The following is a 19,370-nucleotide window of genomic DNA, read 5'->3' on the forward strand; positions in this document are numbered from 1 at the left end:
CGGCGCTACTTGAGCTCGCCCGACTCCAGGACGTCCAGGTTGGTGTACACGCGCTCGCCGATGCAGAGCGCACCCAGCTGCTCCGCGAGTTTGCCCGTCTCGGGGTCGTCGCTGTTGCGCATGGCCTCGTCGTACGACTCGAATTCGAGCACCGCCACATAGCGGTTGGGCTTGTCACGGTCCTTCAGGAACATCCGGTGGGTCGGGCCGCCCGCCTTGCCCGCGTTGCGCTGCCCCGCCTCCTGGAGCAGCTGCTGCATTTCTTCCAGGCGCTCGGTCTCAAAGTCGATGATCTGTACGAACTTCATGGATGTCTCCAGCCGGCCATGGCGCCCCGAAGCGGGGAACGCGCCCTGGAAACAACCAAGCACCGGGAGCGGTGCACGGCAATTCGCCGCGGGTAGCTCCCGGTGCTGGTTGTTCCTACGTCCGACGTGGTCAGACGTCGATGCTGTCCTTCGGAGCGCCATCGCTCTGCGCTTGCGCCGCCTCGGCCGCCGCCTGCTTCTTGGAGGCACGGAGGCTGGTGATCGTGGTGACGATCAGGACCCCGCAGATCACGCCCAGGGAGACCGGGATGGAGATCTCCGGGACATGGACCCCGGACTCGTGCAGCGCGTGCAGCACCAGCTTGACGCCGATGAAGCCGAGGATGATCGACAGGCCGTAGCTGAGGTGGACCAGCTTCTTGAGCAGGCCGCCGATGAGGAAGTACAGCTGACGCAGACCCATCAGGGCGAACGCGTTGGCCGTGAAGACGATGTACGGGTCCTGGGTCAGGCCGAAGATCGCGGGGATGGAGTCGAGGGCGAAGAGCACGTCGGTGGTGCCGATCGCGAGCATCACGACCAGCATCGGGGTCATGACCCGCTTGCCGTTCTCCTCGATCCACAGCTTGGTGCCGTGGTACCGGTCGGCGACACCGAAGCGGCGCTCGGCGGCCTTGAGCAGCTTGTTCTCCTCGAACTCCTCTTCGTCCTCGTCGGCCCGGGCCTCCTGGATGAGCTTCCAGGCGGTCCAGATGAGGAAGGCACCGAAGATGTAGAACACCCACGCGAAGCTGGCGAGGATCGCGGCACCCGCGGCGATGAAGATGGCCCTCAGCACCAGGGCTATGAGGACACCGACGAGCAGGACCCGCTGCTGGTACTGCGACGGGACCGCGAACTTCGCCATGATCAGGACGAAGACGAAGAGATTGTCGACGCTCAGCGACTTCTCGGTGATGAAGCCCGCGAAGAACTCTCCGCCGGCCTGGCCACCGCCGAAGATGAGCAGGCCGAGCCCGAAGAGGCCGGCCAGGGCGATCCAGACGACGGTCCAGATTCCGGCTTCCTTGATGGACACGTCGTGCGGCTTGCGGCCGATGAAGAAGTCGACCGCGATCAGGGCGGCGAGGCCCACGATCGTCAGGACCCACAGGGTCACGGAAACATCCACTGCTGCGCCTCCGGCATTACGTAACGGCAAATAACCAGCGTCGTCGCGCTGCCGGAGGTCTCTTCCACCCAAGGTGGGCCGACGCCCCGGGATCGGATCCGATCCGTATTGACGGGTACGCCGCATCGACAGGGAGTACTCCCCTCCGTGAGGAAAACGGTACCCCAATCACCAAGGAAAGGTAAAGCGATTGGCAAAAGAAAGGTCAAAGCACCAGGTCAGGAGACTTTACGTGTACTTGGTGCGAGCCATTGCGACCTGCTGAAGGACCTGCTGGAGGACCTGGCTGCCCGCCGGCACCAGCGAGGGCTCGTACGTCCAGGCATGCCCCACCCACGGGTCGGCGAGATGGTCGTCGGGAACCGGCGTGAGTCGCATCAGTGAACGCCACAGCGGGTCGAGCAACGGACCGTACGCGGAGGCCTCCTCGCGGTCCGCGACCATCATCAGGTGGACGCCGACCGCCGGGCCCTCGTCGGCGAGGTAGCGCAACTGGGTCACGGCGCGGTCGTCGAAGCCGTGCGGGAAGTCGTTGACGATCAGGAGCTGCTCGGAGGTGTCGAAGCCGGGCGGGAGCGCGTCGGGCGCACCGCCCCGCACCGCCATCTGTACCAGGTCGACCCGTTGGGTGAGCCGGGCCAGGACGTCCGTCACACCCGCCGCGCCGACAGCGGGCGGGGCCGCGAGCACACCGGTCTGCACCAGCGGCACCAGGGCCTGTCCGCCCGAGCCCGCCGGGTCGATGACGTGCACGGTGAACTCGCGTGCGGGATAGACGGCGAGCAGCCGGGCCGCGACCGCCACCGCGGTGTCCATGGCGAGGCGCTTCACCTCGTGGGAGTCGGTGTACGAGCCGTCGATGGTGCCGGCCCGCCCGCTGTCGATCCACAGTCCGCGCTCCAGCGGAAGCCTGACCAGCATCGGGATGCTCACCTGCGGGGCCTCGGGAAGGTGGAGGTCGCCCAGGCGCAGGGCCATGGGGATCTCCATCGGCACCCGGTAGCCCTGCCAGACGGGGTTGTCCCAGCGGGCGTACGCCGGCGGCAGGGCGGGTTCCACGACATCGGCCTCGGCGGCGAGCTGGGCGAGGTCCCGGTCGAGGGCCGCCTGGGCCTGGTCGACGAGCTGGGCGTGCTTGGCACGGGCCGCCTCGCGCGCGGCGTCGCCCTGGCCCCCGATCCGGCTGCGCGGGTCGGACAGGACCTGGTCGAGCTCCTTCTCCATGCGCGATTCGGCGAAGTCGACGGCGCTGCGGTACGCGGCGGTCGTGCGGGCCAGGTCCTCGAACATGCCCCACACCTGGTTGTAGAGCCGCTCGTCCATGGACCAGCCGGTCGCGTCCCCCGCGACGGGCTGCTGGGGCTGTCCGGGCTGAGCCGGGGGCGCGGTCGGCGGGGGCGGCGGCGGTGCGGTGGTCTGCCGGCGCGGGTGGCTGTAGTCGACCGGACCGCCCGCGGTGGGCGTGGACGGCTGCGAGGCCGCGGAGGGGTCCGTGGCGCCCTGCGGGGTGCCCTGGGCGCCGTAGGGAGAGGCGGGCTGGCCGGATGCCGGGGAGCCGTAGGGCGACGTCGGCGGCTGCGGCGGTACGGCGCCCTGAGGTGCCGTCCCCCCTTGGTCGGGGCCGAGTGCCGGTGCGGCCGTCTGCCGGGTGCGGTCTCCGTCGGCGGTGCGCGGCGGGGCCGGTAGGGAGCGGGCCAGCCCCTGGGCCACGGCCTCGTTGATACTGCCGGCGAGGGTGTGGGCCTCCGGCATGCCCTGGTCCGCCAGGAGTTCGGCGAGGCCGCCGGCGTATCCCTGGCCGACGGCGCGCACCTTCCAGGCGCCCTGGCGGCGGTAGAGCTCCAGGGCGACGACGGCGGACTCGGCCTCCAGGCCGGTGATGGTGTAGCTGGCGACCTCGGTGCCGTCGAGGCCGGTGACGGCGACGAAGGGGGCGGCCAGGCCACCGAAGCGGACGGGACCCGGCACTCCGGTGGGCAGGGCGAGCAGCACGCTGATCCGGTGCACGGCCTCCGGCATGGCACCGAGGTCCACCGCGAGGCGGTGGTCGGCGGCGGCCTGCCGGGAGACCTCCAGGCCCGGCAGGGTGGGTGCGCCCGGGTGGGCCACCCACTCCACGCCGTGGACCTTGCCCTGCTCGTCGCCCAGCGTGGCTCCGGCCACGATCGGCTTGCCGGCCGAGACCCGGATCTCGAGACGGGCCTGGGAGAGCGGGTGGTTCTGCCCCCGCGCCAGCTCGGCCGTCATGCCTTCGTCCCCCTGTGTCGCTGTTCGGTTCGGGTACCGCTCGCGCGGCTTACAGGTGCGGCAGGATCGCCGGCATCAGGTCCTGGAAGGTGCGGCCGTTGGCCGGAGTGCCGAGGGCCGTCATCGTCCAGCCGGGGCCCGTGCGGTGCACCTTCGCCATGATCTGGGCCGTGTAGGCGCCGCCGCCCGCGAGCGTGTAGCGGGCCAGCTCCTGGCCGTTGGTCTCGTCGACCAGGCGGCAGAACGCGTTCTGCACCTCCTGGAAGGTCTGGCCCGTGAAGGAGTTCACGGTGAAGACGATCTGGTCGATGTGGACCGGGATGCGCGCCAGGTCGACGAGGATCGCCTCGTCGTCGCCGCCCTGACCGACACCGCCGACGAGGTTGTCGCCGGTGTGGCGCACCGAGCCGTCGTCGCTCACCAGGTGGCGGAAGAAGACGACGTCGACCGGCTGCTTGTCCGCGAACAGGACGGCCGAGGCGTCCAGGTCGATCTCCCGGGTGCGGGAGCCGAACAGGCCGCGACGGGGAGCCGCCTGCCAGCCGAGACCCATGCGCACCGAAGTCAGGCTGCCGCCGTCGTTCTTCTGCAGACTGATGGCCTGACCCTTGGTCATGTTGACGGTCACGCGCTGATTCCCCTCTCGAACTGTCCCCTGTTACCGCGGAGTGCGCGGTTGACCAGAACCCTACGCAGTGGCACTGACAGTGCCGCTACCCAGGTCGGCACTTTGTGTCGGTCTTGCAACACAGCGCGTTCGCGGCGGGGGCGGGGCGCCCGTCAGGCCAGGCCGGCCTCCCTCATCTGACGCAGTTCCTTCTTCATCTCGGAGACCTCGTCGCGCAGCCGGGCCGCGATCTCGAACTGGAGGTCCGCGGCGGCGGCGCGCATGCGCGCGGTCATCTCCTCGATCTGCTCGGCGAGCTCGGCCGCGGGACGGTCGGTGGGCACGGCCTCCTTGGCCTTGCCCTTGGCGCCCTTGGCCGCCTTGCCGCCGAGCGAGGGCACGGGGGCCTTGGCGGCCTTGCCGTCCTTCTGCTTGCGGTACCCGGAGCCGAGCAGCTGTTCGGTGTCGATGTCCTCGCGGGCGATCTGCGCCACGATGTCGTTGATCTTCTTGCGGAGCGGCTGGGGGTCGATGCCGTTCGCCGTGTTGTACGCGACCTGCTTCTCCCGGCGCCGGTTGGTCTCGTCGATGGCCTTCTCCATCGCCGGGGTGATTTTGTCGGCGTACATGTGGACCTGGCCGGAGACATTGCGCGCCGCGCGGCCGATGGTCTGGATCAGGGAGGTGCCGGAGCGCAGGAAGCCCTCCTTGTCGGCGTCGAGGATGGCCACCAGGGACACCTCGGGCAGGTCCAGGCCCTCGCGCAGGAGGTTGATGCCGACCAGGACGTCGTACTCGCCGGAGCGCAGCTCCCGCAGCAGTTCGACGCGGCGCAGGGTGTCGACGTCGCTGTGCAGATAGCGGACCTGGATGCCGAGCTCCAGGAAGTAGTCCGTGAGGTCCTCGGCCATCTTCTTGGTGAGCGTGGTGACCAGGACGCGCTCGTCCTTCTCGGTGCGCTTGCGAATCTCGTGCACCAGGTCGTCGATCTGGCCCTCGGTGGGCTTGACCACGACCTCCGGGTCGATGAGGCCCGTCGGGCGGATGATCTGCTCGACGACGCCGTCCCCCCGGGAGAGTTCGTAGTTGCCCGGTGTCGCGGACAGGTAGACGGTCTGTCCGATCCGCTCCTGGAACTCCTCCCACTTCAGGGGGCGGTTGTCGAGGGCGGAGGGCAGCCGGAAGCCGTGGTCGACGAGGGTGCGCTTGCGGGAGGCGTCGCCCTCGTACATGGCGCCGATCTGCGGGACCGTGACATGCGACTCGTCGATGACGAGCAGGAAGTCGTCCGGGAAGTAGTCCAGCAGGGTGTTCGGCGGGGAGCCGGGCTCGCGGCCGTCGAAGTGCATCGAGTAGTTCTCGACGCCCGAGCAGGAGCCGATCTGGCGGAGCATCTCCAGGTCGTACGTCGTTCGCATCCGCAGACGCTGGGCCTCCAGGAGCTTGCCCTGCTTCTCCAGCTCGGTGAGGCGCTGGCCGAGCTCCTTCTCGATGTCGTTGGCGGCCCGCTCCAGGCGCTCGGGGCCGGCGACGTAGTGGGAGGCCGGGAAGACGTACAGCTGCTGGTCGTCGCTGATGATCTCGCCGGTGAGCGGGTGGAGGGTGGACAGCGCCTCGATCTCGTCGCCGAACATCTCGATGCGGACGGCGAGCTCCTCGTAGACCGGGAAGATCTCGATGGTGTCGCCGCGGACGCGGAAGGTGCCGCGGCTGAAGGCCAGGTCGTTGCGCGTGTACTGGATGTCCACGAAGCGGCGCAGCAGCTGGTCGCGGTCGATCTCGTCGCCGACCCTGAGGGGGACCATGCGGTCCACGTACTCCTGCGGGGTACCGAGGCCGTAGATGCAGGAGACCGAGGCGACCACGATGACGTCACGGCGGGTGAGCAGCGAGTTGGTCGCGGAGTGGCGCAGGCGCTCGACCTCCTCGTTGATCGAGGAGTCCTTCTCGATGTAGGTGTCCGACTGCGGGACGTAGGCCTCGGGCTGGTAGTAGTCGTAGTACGAGACGAAGTATTCGACCGCGTTGTTCGGCAGCAGCTCCCGGAACTCGTTGGCCAGCTGGGCGGCCAGGGTCTTGTTCGGGGCCATCACCAGGGTGGGCCGCTGGAGCTTCTCGATCATCCACGCGGTGGTGGCGGACTTGCCGGTGCCGGTCGCACCGAGGAGGACGACGTCCTTCTCACCGGCCTCGATGCGCTTGGCCAGGTCGGCGATGGCCGCCGGCTGGTCGCCGCTGGGCTGGTAGGGGCTGACGACCTCGAAGGGCGCCACCGTGCGTTCGATCTGGGAAACGGGCCGCATGGAGTCCACCGTACGACCCCCCACTGACAACGCGGTCCGATCAGCGGTTCTGCGGGGTGCGGGAGCCGCGGTGGCCGACGCCTCGGCGGGGGCGGATCGAGGAGCGGCGCGGGGTGTGCGGGGCGTCGGCGTGGGCCGGGATGCCGGGTTTGTTCTCGTTGGGGGTCCAGTCGGGTTTGCCCATGACCATCAGCGGGTCGAACATCACGACGACACCGGCGAGCAGCAGAAAGGCCAGGGGGCCGACCATCATGGGCGCGAGCAGCTCGGCCGGCGAGTCGCCCGCGGAGGGGGAGCCGGCGGCGCCGTGCAGGTGGACGCTGAGGGCCGCCATGCCGGTGTAGTGCATGCCGCTGACGGCGAGCCCCATGACGAGACTCGCGCCGACGCTCCACAGGAAGCCTCTGACCTGGCCGGCCGCCCACAGGGCCGCGGTGGCCGCGCACATGGCTATGACGACGGAGGCGGCCACGGTGAGCGTGTTGTACTCCAGCTTTCCGTTGAGCCGCATTCCGGCCATGCCGAGATAGTGCATGGAGGCGACGCCGAGGCCGGTGATGGTGCCCCCGGTGAACAGGGCCGTTCCGCTCGCGCCCTTGTAGCCGACTATGAAGATCCCGATGCCCACCATGACGATGGCGACGGCCAGACTCGCGAAGGTCGTCGGCTTGTCGTAGTGGATCGGGGCTCCCTTGACCGTGAAGCCCATCATGGCGACGAAGTGCATGGTCCAGATGCCGGAACCGATGGCCGCGGATCCGAGGGCGAGCCAGCCGGGTCTCCAGGAGTTCGAGACCAGCATGGACCGGGTGGTGCAGCGCAGACCGAGAGCACCTCCCAGGCAAGCCATGAGGTAAGCCACCAGCGGTGTGACGAGTCCGTAGCTGAATCCGTCGACCGTGCCTTGCATGCGCGGCTGTCCTTCCCGCCCTCTTGCGTCCCGGAATGTGCTGAAGTGCGCCCCCTCCCAGGACCGCCCGAGCGGTCAGGGTTGAGGCAGAGAGTATGACTCCCACCGGAATGGTCGAACGATTTTCCGGCAAAGAAACACGCCCTTGCCGCAGTTGTGCGGCACCAGTGAGCGGAGTTGGGCAACCCCATTCAATCTGTGGCCATTCTGTACCCCCCTGCCGTTGACCCTCTGCTGTCACAGTTGAGCTGTCCGTGATCGCTCGACGCAAGGAGTCAGCATGCACGCGCGCGCAGTTGCCGCCACGACCTCCGCGCTCCTGGGGACTGCCACCCTCCTGCTCCCCGCCTCCGACGTCCGCGCCGTCGAGGTCGGTGAACCGCCGACGGTCATCGCCCACCGGGGCGCCTCCGCCTACGCCCCCGAGAACACCCTGGCCGCCGTCGACAAGGCGGCCGAGCTGGGCATCCGCTGGGTCGAGAACGACGTCCAGCGCACCCGGGACGGCGCACTCGTCGTCCTCCACGACGACAACCTGCGGCGCACCACCGACGCCGAGGAGGTCTTCCCCGACCGGGCGCCCTGGAAGGTGAAGGACTTCACGGCCGCCGAGATCTCGCGCCTCGACGCGGGGAGCTGGTTCGGCCCCGCGTACGCGGGCGCGCGCGTGCCGACCCTGGCGCAGTATGTGCGCCGCGTCGACCGCAACCACCAGAAGCTGCTGCTGGAGATCAAGAACCCCGAGCTGTACCCGGGCATCGAGCAGCAGACCCTCAAGGTCCTCGCCAACGAGAGCTGGCTCGACCAGCCGCACCGGTCGAAGCTGATCGTGCAGAGCTTCAGCGCGGCCACCGTGCGGACCGTCCACCAGCTCAAGCCCGCCGTCAAGACCGGCCTGCTCGGTACGCCGAAGGTGGCGGACCTGACCGACTACGCGGAGTTCACCGACCAGATCAACCCCTCGCACAGCACCATCTCCACCGGGTACGTCTCCGCCGTACAGGCGTTCACGGGGGCGCACGGCAAGCCGCTGGAGGTCTTCACCTGGACCGTCAACGACGCCGCGACCGCGAGGCGGGTCGCGAGGTACGGCGTCGACGGCATCATCACCAACACTCCGGACGTGGTGCGGGACGCGGTGGGAGCGTCCTGAGCCGCCCCGCCCGGGGAGGGGCCGCTCTCCGGCCGCTCCCCGGGGCGTTGTCAGTGGCGGGTCGTACGGTGGGTCGCATGAGCAGCCATGGGCGGTACGAGCAGCAGGTCGTGTGGGCCGTCGTGGGCACCGACATCGGTCCGCTGCTGCTGGCCGCGACCCGTGAGGGCCTGGTCAACGTCGTGTTCCACGCCACCGAGGCGGTGCGCGACCACGCGCTCGACCGGCTGGCGTCCCGGCTGGGCACCGAGCCCGTCGAGGCGCCCGGCTCCCCGCTGCTGGCCGAGGCGATACGCCAGGTGGAGGCGTACTTCGCGGGCACGCGGCACGATTTCGAGCTGCCGCTGGACTGGTCGCTGATCTCCGGCTTCAACCGTGAGGTGCTGCGCGAGCTGGCCTCCGGGGTGCCGTTCGGCAGTGTCGTGGGATACGGCGATCTGGCCGGACGGGTCGGTCAGCCGGGGGCGGCCCAGGCGGTGGGGGCGGCGATGGGCGCCAATCCGCTGCCGGTGGTCGTGCCCTGCCACCGGGTCGTCGAGAGCGACGGCGGTATCGGCGGCTTCGGGGGCGGTCTGGAGACCAAGCGCAAGCTGCTCGCCCTGGAGGGAGTGCTTCCGGAACCGCTGTTCTGAGCTCCGCAAGCGGGCCGGAAAGCGGGCCGGACCCGTCCCCGCGCGAAGGCTGGCCGGAAAGCCGGGGCGGTAGCAGACTCCGCCATGCGCACAGCCACTGGCATCCGAAGACTTCGGAGCCGAAGGGACGGCGATCACGCATGAGCGGAACCGGAAACAGGGCAGTCGCGTATCTCAAGCCGGGCGCGGTGGAGGTCAGGACCATCGACTACCCCACGCTCGAGCTCCAGGACGGGCCGGGGGTCGCAGCCGCCAACGTCGGCCGCAAGTGCCGGCACGGTGTGATCCTCAAGGTGCTCGCCAGCAACATCTGCGGCAGCGACCAGCACATGGTGCGCGGGCGGACGACCGCGCCCGAGGGGCTGGTCCTCGGACACGAGATCACCGGAGAGATCGTCGAACGGGGACCGGACGTCGAGACCCTCGACGTCGGCGACATCGTCTCCGTACCGTTCAACATCGCCTGCGGGCGATGCCGCAACTGCAAGGAACGCAAGACCGGCATCTGTCTGAACGTCAACCCGGCACGGCCCGGGGCGGCCTACGGATATGTCGACATGGGCGGCTGGGTCGGCGGCCAGGCCGAGTACGCCATGGTGCCGTACGCGGACTTCAACCTGCTGAAGTTCCCGGACCGGGACCAGGCGCGCGAGAAGCTGCTCGACCTGACCATGCTGTCGGACATCTTCCCGACCGGCTTCCACGGCGTGGTCAGCTCGGGTGCCGGCGTCGGTTCGACGGTGTACGTCGCCGGAGCGGGGCCGGTGGGTCTGGCGGCGGCCGCGTCCGCACAGCTGCTGGGCGCCGCGGTCGTCATCGTCGGCGATCTCAACGCCGAGCGGCTCGCCCAGGCGCGCAGCTTCGGCTGCGAGACCGTCGACGTCTCGCAGGGCGGCGTGGGCGAGCAGATCGCGCAGATCCTCGGGGAACCCGAGGTGGACGCCGCGGTCGACGCGGTCGGCTTCGAGGCACGGGCCCACGGCCCGCAGGCCCCCGAGGCGCCCGCGACGGTCCTCAACTCACTGATGGGCATCACCCGCGCGGGCGGCGCCCTGGGCATCCCCGGCCTCTACGTCACGGACGACCCGGGCGGGGTCGACGAGGACGCGAAGTCCGGGACGCTGAAGGTACGGCTCGGCCTCGGCTGGGCCAAGAGCCACCGCTTCACCACCGGTCAGTGCCCGGTGATGCGGTACCACCGCAACCTGATGCGGGCGATCCTCCACGAGCGCGTGCACATCGCCCAGGCGGTCAACGCGACCGTCATCGGTATCGAGGACGCACCACGCGGCTACGCCGAGTTCGACCAGGGCGCCAGCCGCAAGTACGTGCTCAACCCGCATGGGGCGCTGGACGGCGTACGGCCGGTCTGACACCTCTGGAGGGGGCCACGCGCGTGTGGCCCCCTCGCCGCGCCCCTACTCGTAGTGGCGGGCCTCGAAGACGTTCCCGTCGGGGTCGCGGAAGTAGAAGCTGCGGCGGGCCATGCCACGGGCGCCGAAGGAGTCGTAGGAGAAGTCCGAGACGGGGACCGCCTGCTCCTCCAGGCGGACGCGGAGCGCCTGGAAGTCGTCGCCGGGCAGGGCCAGGCAGACGTGGTTGACGGGGTGTCCCGAGCTCTCGGTGGCGCCGGGGAGCATCGTCATGCGTTCCGTCATGGTGAAGGGCATCAGGTCGAAGATGGTCTCGTCATTGAGGCGTACGGAGGGGAAGGACACCGCGCCCGCGGCGTAGTCGGCGATTCTCAGGGGCGCCATGCCGACCGCCTTCTCGTAGAAGGCGGCCGATGCCACCGGGTCGTGCACCCAGAGGACGACATGGTCGAGACGTGTGGCGTTGTCCGTCATGTCCCCAGGCTGATCTCGTCCCCCGCGGCCCGCAAGGGTTTGGCCGGGTGTGCTGCCCGCCAGAGATCAGGGAGGACCCATCGACAGGAGGCAGGCGCGTGGTGCTGGTGTTGTCGGAGGAAGTGCGCGAGGCGGTCGACGCGCGTCGACCCGTGGTGGCCCTGGAGTCCACGATCATCGCCCACGGGTTGCCGCGGCCGCGGAACCTTCAGGTGGCGCTGGAGCTGGAGGACGTCGTACGGCAGGAGGGTGCCGTTCCCGCGACGATCGCGGTGCTGGACGGACGACCCCATGTCGGTCTGGACAAGGAGCAGCTGGAGCGGGTCGCCAACGAGGACGGGATCCGCAAACTGGGCCATCGTGACCTGCCGCTCGCGGTGGCCGCGGGGGCGAGCGGGGCGACCACGGTGTCGGCGACGGCACAGCTGGCGGCGCTGGCGGGTGTGCGGGTGTTCGCGACCGGTGGGCTCGGCGGGGTGCACCGGGAGTGGACGGTGACGCAGGACGAGTCGGCGGACCTGGGGCTGCTGGCGCGCACGCGGATCACGGTGGTCTGCGCGGGCGTGAAGTCGATCCTCGACGTGCCGGCGACTCTTCAGCGGCTGGAGACACTGGGCGTGGCGGTGGCCGGGTACGGCACGGACCGCTTCCCCGGCTTCTACCTGTCCGATTCGGGGCATCCGGTGGACTGGAGGCTGGACTCCGCGCAGCAGGTGGCGGAGGTGATGCGGGCTCAGGACACCCTGGACGGACCGGAGTCCGCGCTGATCGTCGCCAACCCGGTCCCCGAGGCCGAGCAGTTGGACCCGGAGCTTCACGCGCGCGTGCTCGCGGACGCGTTGCGGGCCGCGGAGGAGGCGGGGGTCACCGGCCAGGGCGTCACGCCGTTCCTCCTCTCCTACCTCGTACGGCACACCGACGGCGCCTCCCTGAGCGCCAACCTGGCGGCGGTGCGGGGCAATGTCCGACTGGCGGGGCGGATCGCGGCGGCCTGGGCCGGGGCGTGAGAGGTACGGCGGCCGAGGACCCCGGAGCCGCGACGGCTCCGGGCGGTGCGCTGCTGGTCGTCGGGGACGTCGTCACGGACATCGTCGCCCGGCATCGGGGACCGCTCGCCCCCAGTACCGACACGGCCTCCGCGATCCGGACGTTGCCGGGTGGGGCGGGCGCCAACGTGGCCTGCTGGGCGGCTCGTCAGGGTGACGTCGAGGTCCGGATGCTCGGGCGGGTGGGCGCGGACGCGGCCGCGTGGCACGAGCGGGAGCTGGTGGCCTGCGGGGTACGGCCCCGTCTGGTCGTCGACGCGCAGGCGCCGACCGGGACGGTGATCTGTCTCGTCGACACGGGCGCCGCGGCCGAGCGGACGTTCCTCACGGACAGTGGCGCCGCCCTGCGGTTCGATCCGGAGGACTGGTCGGACGAGCTGCTCGACGGGGTGGCCCGTCTGCATCTGTCGGGCTATCTGCTGTTCTCGGAGCCGAGCCGCGCGCTGGTGGAGGTGGCCCTGGCCGCCGCACGCGCGCGTGGTGTGCCGGTGAGCCTCGATCCGGCGTCGGCAGGGTTCCTCGTGGAGCTCGGTGTCGACCGTTTCCTGGCGCTGGTGGAGGGGATCGACGTCCTGCTGCCCAGCCGTGACGAGGCGTGTCTGCTGACGGGGCTGCCCGACCCGGCGGACGCGGCGGCCAAGCTGAGCCGGCACGTGCCGCTGGTGGTCGCCAAGCAGGGGGCGGACGGTGCGCTGGTGGCCCGCTCGGGCACGGTGCTCGCTCATGTCCCCGCCCTGCCGGCGACCCCCACCGACACCACGGGCGCCGGGGACGCGTTCACGGGCGCGTTCCTCGCCGCTCTCCTCACGGGTACCGCACCCGAGGAGGCCGCGCGGGAGGGGTGCCGGGCGGGAGCGATGGCGGTCGAGCGGGTGGGCGGCAGACCGCCGGCCGTGTCTGCCTGACGTTCGGTCACCGGAGCGCCTCGTGGGGAGCGGGCCGCCGATCCCTCGGGGTGCCGGGGGGGGCGGACCGGCGCCGCGGGCGGCTGCGCGCCGGCTCCCGCACCCGAGGGGCGGCGCCCCACTGCCCGCTACCCGACCCTGTCGGCGCCCGGCCTGCCAGTCGTCAACGCTTCCCGACCACCGTCGGCCAAAGGGACCCCGGCTCCCGGCCCCTCCCGCACGCCAACGCCCGCCCCGCCCTACGCCTTGCGCCCCCACGCCGAGATCATCGGTGCCGTGGCCAGGTCCATGCCGCCCGCCTCCACGTTCGCGAGGTGCTGGTCGATGTCGTCGTCCGTGGCGAGGCCCGCGGTGACGAGTTGGGCGCGGATCTGGCGGATGGTGGCGGACTCCAGGGCCGCGCAGGCGGGTGAGCTGAGCGGGAAGTACGCGTCGGCCTCCACGCGGTGCAGGCCCGCCTCGCGGAGCAGACGCGGCAGGCGGCGGCCGTAGGAGAGGTCGGCGCCGCGGTCGGCGAGCAGCCTGCGGAAGCCCTGGCGCAGACGGTTGGCCAGCTGCTCGGCGGGACCGTGGTCTTCGGGGCAGGTCAGGGGCTGGAGGGCGGGGTCGCCGTCCTCGAGCAGGAGACGGCCGCCGGGGCGCAGGGACTCGACCATCGAGCGCAACGCCCGTTCCCGGTCCGGCACATGGACGAGGACGAGGCGGGCGTGGACGAGGTCGAAGCCCTCCCCCGGCGCCTCCTCCGTGCCCACGTCGTGGACCCGGACCTCGACCGGCGGGCGGGCGGCCGGGGCGAGCCGCGAGGTGTCGATGTCGGTCGCGACGACCCGTCCGGTCGGGCCGACCTTCTTGGCCAGCCAGGACACCACGGACGTGCCGCCCGCGCCGACCTCCCAGCAGCGCCAGCCGGGTCCGATTCCGAATGCCTCGAGGTGCCGGAACGTCGTGGGGTCGAAGAGGGTGGCGAAGGCGTCGAAGCGCTCTGCGGCCTCGGCCTGCTGGTTGTCCAGGAGATACCCGTCGGTTCGCATCATGTCGCGATCATCCCAGTTGTCCGTCTTGTCCATGGGGGTCGACGCTCCGGCGCCCCGACGCCACCGTACGACGGCACACAACGGAACCAACGGCGGTCACCCCGCCGTCACAGCGCCCGAAGCCCGTCGTCCACAGGCGGGAACAAAGCGGAACATCCTGTTCCCACAGGCTTGCACGCCTCTCACCCGAAACTGGCAGACTGGCCGGCCAGGGCGCAGAGATGCGGTGAGTGGGGATCCACCCAAGGAGATCCAGATGTCCATGGCAGGGAATCTGCGGAAGGTCACGAGCCTCAGTCGGGTCGGCGGCCTCCGCAAGGTGGCGCGGCTGGCGCGGCGGCGCCGACGCGTCGACCTGAGCCACCCTGCCCGCTCCCCCCTGGGTTCCTCCGTGGTGAACTGCGTGACGTACCGGGACGGCGGACGCGTCCTGGGCGGCAGCGATCTGGTCGATGCCGTGGAGCGGGTGCGCAAGCACGGCGACGGTTTCGTCTGGCTCGGCCTCCATGAGCCGACGGACCAGGAGTTCGCGGGTATCGCGGAACTCTTCGAGCTCCATCCGCTGGCGGTGGAGGACGCGGTCGAGGCACATCAGCGGCCGAAGCTGGAGCGCTACGACGACGTGCTGTTCGCGGTGTTCAAGACGGTCTGTTACGTCGAGCACGAGGAACTCACGGCGACGAGCGAGGTGGTGAACACCGGCGAGATCATGGTGTTCGTCGGCGAGGACTTCGTGATCACGGTCCGGCACGGCATGCACGGCTCGCTGGGCCCGCTGCGCGAGGAGCTGGAGGCCGACCCGCAGCAGCTCGCCAAGGGACCCGCCGCGGTGCTGCACGCGATCGCGGACCATGTGGTCGACGACTATCTGCACGTCACCGACCTGGTCCAGGCCGACATCGACCAGGTCGAGTCGGACGTCTTCTCCCAGAACGGCGCACGGCTCGACCCGGGGCGCATCTACCAGCTCAAGCGCGAACTCCTGGAGCTGAAGCGGGCCGTGGTCCCGCTGGCCCGGCCCATCGAGGAGCTCTCCACCCGGCCGATACGGGCGGTCGCCCCGGAGATACAGGCCTACTTCCGCGATGTGTCCGACCATCTGCTGCGCGCCAAGGAGCAGATCGCCGCCTTCGACGAACTGCTCAACTCGATCCTCCAGGCACACCTCGCCCAGGTCTCGGTCGCACAGAACGAGGACATGCGGAAGATCACGGCGTGGGCCGCGATCGTCGCCGTGCCGACGATGGTCTGCGGGGTGTACGGCATGAACTTCGAGCACATGCCGGAACTGCGCTGGACGTTCGGCTATCCCCTGGTCCTCAGCGTGATAGCCGTGGCGTGTGTGACGCTGTACCGCGGCTTCCGGCGCAACGGCTGGCTCTGAACCCCGAGGAATCCAAAGGAGGAACCGGGGGACGGGGTGGACGGGGTGAACTCCACCCGCCGGAGGTGGGCGGACTCGCACCCACCCCCGACCACGCCGCGCGGATCAGCGCATCGAGCTCTTCGCGTAGACACTCTCCGCCCAGGTGTGGATCTGGTCCTCCGTCAGATGCTGTGCCAGGTCGGCCTCGCTGATCATGCCGACCAGGCGCTTGTTCTCGATGACGGGGAGCCGGCGGATCTGGTGGTCCTGCATCTCGCGGAGCACATCGCCGACGTCGGCGCCGGCCTCGATCCAGCGCGGGGTGCCCTGGGCCATCTCGCCGGCCGTGACCTTGGCGGGGTCGTGCCCCACGGCTACACAGCCGATGACGATGTCGCGATCGGTGAGGATGCCGCAGAGCCGTTCGTTCTCGTCGCTGATGGGCAGGGCTCCGACATTGAGCTCACGCATCAGCTGGGCGGCACGGTCCAGGGTCTCGTGGGCGGGGATCCACTGGGCGCCGCGGTGCATGATGTCTCCGGCGGTGGTCATGAAGTACCTCCCGGTGCCGGACGGCCGGCGCGGCGCGGGGCGCACCGCTTGTCCCGGCGCCCTACATTCTCGCCGCGCCACCGGGCGCCCGCACCCGGAACCGGGGAGCCGCTCAGGCCGAGAATCCGACGATCTTCCGCGGCACGATACGGATGATCACGCGGGCCTCGTCCTCGTTCTCGGCGGGCGGGTCGATACCGAGGTACTTGTGCGAGAGGTCGTGCGGGAGTTGCTTGCCGGGGTCCGGGAGGATCTCGGCGGTGCCACGGATCTCGACCGAGGTGTAGGGGTTGGCGAGGTCGTAGACCGAGACGCTGATCCGGGGGTCGCGGCGGAGGTTGCGGACCTTCTGACGGTGGTCGACGGAGGAGAAGAGGACGGTGTCGCCCTCGCGTTTGATCCAGACCACCGAGTTCTGCGGGGAGCCGTCGGGGCCGAGGGTGGCGACGCTGGCGAAGTTCTTGCCGTCGAGGAGGGCGCGGACGGAGTCGTCGAAAGAGAGGTGATCGCTCAAGGAAGTCGTCATGGGACCACCCTAGTTACATGCACGCGCATATAAAAGTGTTGGGGTGGATCTTCTCTCAAGAACAACGGGAGACAGCGGATCAGCCGCCCCATGCCGGATGCCGGGGGTCGTCGGCCCGCACCAGGACGTCGGCGGTGCCGGCGGGGTCGGTCTCGTCCGCGTAGCGCTCGAAGGCCGCCAGGGTCCACTGGTCGGCTTCGGGGGTGCGGCGGCGCAGGGCGCCCGGGGAGAGGAGGACGTGGACGGAGAGGTCGAAGGGGAACCAGTGCCGCAGCAGGAGGGGACCGTGCAGCAACAGGATGCCACCGGGCGGGAGTTGGACGTAGGGGCTGCGGGTGGCGCGGTCGGTGTCGGGGTCCCACAGGTCGGGCAGGACGCGGCCGTCGCCGCCCGGTTCGAGGGGGCCGAAGACCTCGCGCCACAGGGCGCCGGTGTCGAACCAGCCGTTGTAGTAGGCCTCCACGTCCTGGCGGCCGTACTCCAGGCGGAGCGAGGCGGGACGCAGAAAGCCCTGGGTGCCGACGACGAGCGAGGGGCGGCCGCGTATCCGCAGTGCCTCCGAGACGCGCTCGGCGAGATCCTGCGGGCGGGCCGCGGGGGCACCGTCGAAGGCGATACGTGGCCAGGGGCTCTCGTCGGCCGTCTTCAGGTCGAGCAGACGGTCGGCCAGCACGTCGCCGAGCCGCTCCCAGGTGATCGCTTCGAGTCGCACACGGCCCATGATGCGTCAGCCGGCGGTCAGGACGCGTCCCGCTCATGGACCCGGCGGGCGGCGAGCAGGTGCGGCAGGTGGGTCTCGCTCCAGGCGCGGGCGGCGTCGAGCAGGGGGATCAGGGTGCGGCCGAGAGGGGTGAGGGCGTATTCGACGCGGGGTGGGTTCTCTTCGTACGCGCTGCGGGTGAGAAGGCCGTCGCGCTCCATCGCGCGCAGGGTCTCGGCGAGGACCTTGGGAGTGACGGCCCGGAGCGGGACACGGAGTTCGGTGAAGCGGCGGGGACCGCCTTCGAGGCAGCGGATGACCATGCCGGTCCACTTGTCCCCGACCCGGAAGGGCATCACGGAGGAGGGGCAGACGGGGTCGAACATCTCGGGGTCCAGCGGAGCCGGTCGGGTGCCGTCCGAGGAGTGGGTCATCGGTCGAGGTTAGCGCCGATACCGTTGAAGTAACCGGCCCATGCGCCTCTAACGTCCAGGTCAGGCACCGAACCGCGGTGTACGGCAAGGAGGTTGGGCATGAGTGGGATCGTCGTCTTCGGAGCGGGTGGGCGTGCGGGGCGAGCCGTCACGGCGGAGGCCCGGCGGCGCGGGTACGAGGTGACGGCCGTGGTGCGGGATCCGGCGCGGTACGCGGAGCTCGGGGCGGACGGGGTGACCGTGGTCCGAGGTGACGTGACCGATCCCGGTTCGGTGGGCTCGGTGGCGGGCGGGCAGTCGGCCGCGGTGCACGCGGTGTCGCCGTTCAGCGGGCCGGAGCAGGGCTTCGACACCCTCGACCCGGACTTCTTCGTGAAGGCGGCGGACGCGCTGCTCGGTGGGCTCACGGTGGCGGGCGTACGGCGGCTGGTCGCCGTGGGGCTGGGCGCGAATCTGCTCGGGGCGGACGGGCGGCCGATGATGGACGACCCCATGGTGTTCCCGCCGGAGATCCGGCCGTTCGCGCTGGCGCACACGGCCGGACTGAGTCGCCTGCGGGCGCAGGGTGACGGCGGCTTCGTCGACTGGGTGATGCTCACCCCGGGAGGAGGACTGGTGGAGAGCGCTCCGCGCACCGGGCGCTATGTGCTCGGCGGGGAGCGGGCGCCCGACGGGCTGCGGGTCCTGTCGTACGCAGACCTCGCGGTGGCGGTCGTCGACGAGATCGAGAGGCCCACGGTGCATCGGACGCGGGTGTCGGTGGTCGACGCCGAGTAGGACAGGGCGGTGGTTCACGGCCCGCTCGCGGGAATGAACCCGGTATGTCTCGTCTCGCCACTCCCCCGCGCCGCACCGGGCTTCTCGTCGTCCAGCCCTTGAAGCGGAAGCAGTGCGCCGAGTGCCGGGGCGGGCCGTTGTCGCTGCTGATGCTGGAGGACGGCGCGCCGCGGTGTCTGGACTGCGCCGACCTCGGGCATCTGGTGTTCCTGCCGCGCGGTGACACCGCGCTGACGCGCCGGGCGCGGGAGGAGAGCGCGCTGTCGGCGGTGGTCGTACGGTTCAACCGGCGCAGGTCGAGATATGAGCGGCAGGGCGTGCTCGTCGAGGAGGAGGCGCTCGCGCGGGCGGAGGTGCGGTGTCTCGCGGACGCCGAGGCACGGCGGCGGCGCAGGCTGCGGGACGCGCGGCGACGGGCGACGGAGGACGTGCGGTTCACGGACGCGTTCGCGGCGGAGATACGGCGGCTGTTTCCCGGCTGCCCGGTGGAGCGGGCGCAGGGGATCGCGGCGCATGCCTCGGTGCGGGGCAGCGGGCGGGTGGGGCGGAGTGCGGCGGGGCGGGCGTTGTCCGAGGGGGCGGTGGTCTCGGCGGTCGTGGCGTCCGTACGGCATCTGGACACGCCGTACGACCAGTTGCTGATGAGCGGGGTGCCTCGGCACGAGGCGCGCAGGCGGATCGCGGCGGGCGTGGAGAGCGTGCTGGGCGGATGGCAGGCGGCGGAGGCCGAGGCCGAGGCCGGTTGAGGGCGAGGCCGCGGCCCTACGGCACCGTCGGGCTACCACGCCGCCAGGCCGTACCACCGCGCCGCCAGGCCGTACCACCGTGCCGCGAGGCCGTGCCACCGTGCCCGGGAGGCGACCGGTCATGCGGAGGGCGGCGGCCGGGGAG

20 protein-coding genes are annotated in these 19,370 nt (G+C 70.6%); 8 read left to right on the forward strand and 12 right to left on the reverse strand.

The window, feature by feature from the left end; genetic code table 11:
- Positions 1 to 5: 5 nt before the first annotated feature.
- From ACFY0U_RS16590 to ACFY0U_RS16615, 6 genes are all read right to left on the reverse strand, one after another.
- The gene (locus ACFY0U_RS16590) at positions 6 to 308 is read right to left on the reverse strand and encodes a hypothetical protein (protein WP_388635788.1); all 303 of its coding nucleotides are present in this window, start codon (positions 306 to 308) and stop codon (positions 6 to 8) included.
- Between the two features lie 130 nt (positions 309 to 438).
- On the reverse strand, positions 439 to 1,440 hold the full coding sequence (locus ACFY0U_RS16595) for a TerC/Alx family metal homeostasis membrane protein (RefSeq protein WP_388635790.1): 1,002 nt from the start codon (positions 1,438 to 1,440) through the stop codon (positions 439 to 441).
- A 228-nt stretch (positions 1,441 to 1,668) separates the two neighbouring features.
- Positions 1,669 to 3,687: a TerD family protein gene (locus ACFY0U_RS16600; RefSeq protein WP_388635792.1), complete on the reverse strand. Its 2,019-nt coding sequence runs from the start codon at positions 3,685 to 3,687 to the stop codon at positions 1,669 to 1,671.
- 49 nt (positions 3,688 to 3,736) lie between these two features.
- Positions 3,737 to 4,315, reverse strand: a complete 579-nt coding sequence (locus ACFY0U_RS16605; protein ID WP_046263565.1) for a TerD family protein — start codon at positions 4,313 to 4,315, stop codon at positions 3,737 to 3,739.
- A 152-nt stretch (positions 4,316 to 4,467) separates the two neighbouring features.
- Positions 4,468 to 6,597, reverse strand: a complete 2,130-nt coding sequence (gene uvrB / locus ACFY0U_RS16610) for an excinuclease ABC subunit UvrB (protein ID WP_388635795.1) — start codon at positions 6,595 to 6,597, stop codon at positions 4,468 to 4,470.
- A 40-nt stretch (positions 6,598 to 6,637) separates the two neighbouring features.
- Entirely contained in the window at positions 6,638 to 7,507 is an 870-nt protein-coding gene (locus ACFY0U_RS16615; RefSeq protein ID WP_388635797.1) for an MHYT domain-containing protein, read from the reverse strand.
- A gap of 280 nt (positions 7,508 to 7,787) precedes the next feature.
- Between ACFY0U_RS16615 and ACFY0U_RS16620 the strand changes: the two genes are divergently transcribed.
- The 3 genes from ACFY0U_RS16620 (at position 7,788) to fdhA (ending at position 10,665) form a co-directional block, all read left to right on the forward strand.
- Positions 7,788 to 8,660, forward strand: coding sequence for a glycerophosphodiester phosphodiesterase (locus ACFY0U_RS16620; RefSeq protein ID WP_388635799.1), 873 nt, complete (start codon positions 7,788 to 7,790; stop codon positions 8,658 to 8,660).
- Between the two features lie 77 nt (positions 8,661 to 8,737).
- Positions 8,738 to 9,292, forward strand: a complete 555-nt coding sequence (locus tag ACFY0U_RS16625; protein ID WP_388635801.1) for a methylated-DNA--[protein]-cysteine S-methyltransferase — start codon at positions 8,738 to 8,740, stop codon at positions 9,290 to 9,292.
- A gap of 140 nt (positions 9,293 to 9,432) precedes the next feature.
- Positions 9,433 to 10,665, forward strand: a complete 1,233-nt coding sequence (gene fdhA / locus ACFY0U_RS16630) for a formaldehyde dehydrogenase, glutathione-independent (protein WP_388635803.1) — start codon at positions 9,433 to 9,435, stop codon at positions 10,663 to 10,665.
- 45 nt (positions 10,666 to 10,710) lie between these two features.
- Here fdhA and ACFY0U_RS16635 read toward each other — a convergent pair whose 3' ends face one another.
- On the reverse strand, positions 10,711 to 11,139 hold the full coding sequence (locus ACFY0U_RS16635; protein WP_388635805.1) for a VOC family protein: 429 nt from the start codon (positions 11,137 to 11,139) through the stop codon (positions 10,711 to 10,713).
- A gap of 98 nt (positions 11,140 to 11,237) precedes the next feature.
- On the opposite strand from ACFY0U_RS16635, the gene ACFY0U_RS16640 reads away from it, so the two are divergent.
- Both ACFY0U_RS16640 and ACFY0U_RS16645 read left to right on the forward strand, forming a co-directional pair.
- Positions 11,238 to 12,146 (forward strand): pseudouridine-5'-phosphate glycosidase, encoded by a 909-nt coding sequence (locus ACFY0U_RS16640; RefSeq protein ID WP_388635807.1) that lies wholly within the window; start codon positions 11,238 to 11,240, stop codon positions 12,144 to 12,146.
- Positions 12,143 to 13,090 (forward strand): carbohydrate kinase family protein, encoded by a 948-nt coding sequence (locus ACFY0U_RS16645; protein WP_388635809.1) that lies wholly within the window; start codon positions 12,143 to 12,145, stop codon positions 13,088 to 13,090. Before ACFY0U_RS16640 ends, ACFY0U_RS16645 begins: the two co-directional genes overlap by 4 nt.
- Before the next feature lie 239 nt (positions 13,091 to 13,329).
- Here the strand turns inward: ACFY0U_RS16645 and ACFY0U_RS16650 are convergent, their stop codons facing one another.
- Positions 13,330 to 14,124 carry a methyltransferase gene (locus ACFY0U_RS16650; protein WP_388635811.1) on the reverse strand — a complete coding sequence of 265 codons (795 nt, stop codon included), beginning with the start codon at positions 14,122 to 14,124 and terminating at the stop codon, positions 13,330 to 13,332.
- 256 nt (positions 14,125 to 14,380) lie between these two features.
- Between ACFY0U_RS16650 and corA the strand changes: the two genes are divergently transcribed.
- On the forward strand, positions 14,381 to 15,508 hold the full coding sequence (corA, locus tag ACFY0U_RS16655; protein WP_388635813.1) for a magnesium/cobalt transporter CorA: 1,128 nt from the start codon (positions 14,381 to 14,383) through the stop codon (positions 15,506 to 15,508).
- Between the two features lie 105 nt (positions 15,509 to 15,613).
- Here corA and ACFY0U_RS16660 read toward each other — a convergent pair whose 3' ends face one another.
- The 4 genes from ACFY0U_RS16660 to ACFY0U_RS16675 form a co-directional block, all read right to left on the reverse strand.
- Positions 15,614 to 16,042, reverse strand: a complete 429-nt coding sequence (locus ACFY0U_RS16660; protein WP_388635815.1) for a CBS domain-containing protein — start codon at positions 16,040 to 16,042, stop codon at positions 15,614 to 15,616.
- 112 nt (positions 16,043 to 16,154) lie between these two features.
- Positions 16,155 to 16,568, reverse strand: a complete 414-nt coding sequence (locus ACFY0U_RS16665; RefSeq protein WP_388635817.1) for a PPOX class F420-dependent oxidoreductase — start codon at positions 16,566 to 16,568, stop codon at positions 16,155 to 16,157.
- A gap of 79 nt (positions 16,569 to 16,647) precedes the next feature.
- Positions 16,648 to 17,289: a uridine kinase gene (locus ACFY0U_RS16670; protein WP_388635819.1), complete on the reverse strand. Its 642-nt coding sequence runs from the start codon at positions 17,287 to 17,289 to the stop codon at positions 16,648 to 16,650.
- A 17-nt stretch (positions 17,290 to 17,306) separates the two neighbouring features.
- Positions 17,307 to 17,702 (reverse strand): winged helix-turn-helix transcriptional regulator, encoded by a 396-nt coding sequence (locus tag ACFY0U_RS16675; RefSeq protein ID WP_388635821.1) that lies wholly within the window; start codon positions 17,700 to 17,702, stop codon positions 17,307 to 17,309.
- Between the two features lie 99 nt (positions 17,703 to 17,801).
- On the opposite strand from ACFY0U_RS16675, the gene ACFY0U_RS16680 reads away from it, so the two are divergent.
- Positions 17,802 to 18,479 carry an NAD(P)-dependent oxidoreductase gene (locus ACFY0U_RS16680; RefSeq protein WP_388635823.1) on the forward strand — a complete coding sequence of 226 codons (678 nt, stop codon included), beginning with the start codon at positions 17,802 to 17,804 and terminating at the stop codon, positions 18,477 to 18,479.
- 44 nt (positions 18,480 to 18,523) lie between these two features.
- Positions 18,524 to 19,225, forward strand: coding sequence for a DUF2293 domain-containing protein (locus tag ACFY0U_RS16685; RefSeq protein WP_388635825.1), 702 nt, complete (start codon positions 18,524 to 18,526; stop codon positions 19,223 to 19,225).
- Positions 19,226 to 19,370 lie beyond the last annotated feature (145 nt).

The organism is Streptomyces sp. NPDC001536 (assembly GCF_042894505.1).
Classification (GTDB): Bacteria; Actinomycetota; Actinomycetes; order Streptomycetales; family Streptomycetaceae; genus Streptomyces.

Coding starts and splice junctions, on each gene's coding strand:
- ACFY0U_RS16590 (WP_388635788.1), bottom strand. CDS start 308: ATGAAGTTCGTACAGATCATCGACTTTGAGACCGAGCGCCTGGAAGAA.
- ACFY0U_RS16600 (WP_388635792.1), bottom strand. CDS start 3,687: ATGACGGCCGAGCTGGCGCGGGGGCAGAACCACCCGCTCTCCCAGGCC.
- uvrB (WP_388635795.1), bottom strand. CDS start 6,597: ATGCGGCCCGTTTCCCAGATCGAACGCACGGTGGCGCCCTTCGAGGTC.
- ACFY0U_RS16615 (WP_388635797.1), bottom strand. CDS start 7,507: ATGCAAGGCACGGTCGACGGATTCAGCTACGGACTCGTCACACCGCTG.
- ACFY0U_RS16620 (WP_388635799.1), top strand. CDS start 7,788: ATGCACGCGCGCGCAGTTGCCGCCACGACCTCCGCGCTCCTGGGGACT.
- ACFY0U_RS16625 (WP_388635801.1), top strand. CDS start 8,738: ATGAGCAGCCATGGGCGGTACGAGCAGCAGGTCGTGTGGGCCGTCGTG.
- fdhA (WP_388635803.1), top strand. CDS start 9,433: ATGAGCGGAACCGGAAACAGGGCAGTCGCGTATCTCAAGCCGGGCGCG.
- ACFY0U_RS16635 (WP_388635805.1), bottom strand. CDS start 11,139: ATGACGGACAACGCCACACGTCTCGACCATGTCGTCCTCTGGGTGCAC.
- ACFY0U_RS16650 (WP_388635811.1), bottom strand. CDS start 14,124: ATGATGCGAACCGACGGGTATCTCCTGGACAACCAGCAGGCCGAGGCC.
- corA (WP_388635813.1), top strand. CDS start 14,381: ATGTCCATGGCAGGGAATCTGCGGAAGGTCACGAGCCTCAGTCGGGTC.
- ACFY0U_RS16660 (WP_388635815.1), bottom strand. CDS start 16,042: ATGACCACCGCCGGAGACATCATGCACCGCGGCGCCCAGTGGATCCCC.
- ACFY0U_RS16665 (WP_388635817.1), bottom strand. CDS start 16,568: ATGACGACTTCCTTGAGCGATCACCTCTCTTTCGACGACTCCGTCCGC.
- ACFY0U_RS16670 (WP_388635819.1), bottom strand. CDS start 17,289: ATGGGCCGTGTGCGACTCGAAGCGATCACCTGGGAGCGGCTCGGCGAC.
- ACFY0U_RS16675 (WP_388635821.1), bottom strand. CDS start 17,702: ATGACCCACTCCTCGGACGGCACCCGACCGGCTCCGCTGGACCCCGAG.
- ACFY0U_RS16680 (WP_388635823.1), top strand. CDS start 17,802: ATGAGTGGGATCGTCGTCTTCGGAGCGGGTGGGCGTGCGGGGCGAGCC.
- ACFY0U_RS16685 (WP_388635825.1), top strand. CDS start 18,524: ATGTCTCGTCTCGCCACTCCCCCGCGCCGCACCGGGCTTCTCGTCGTC.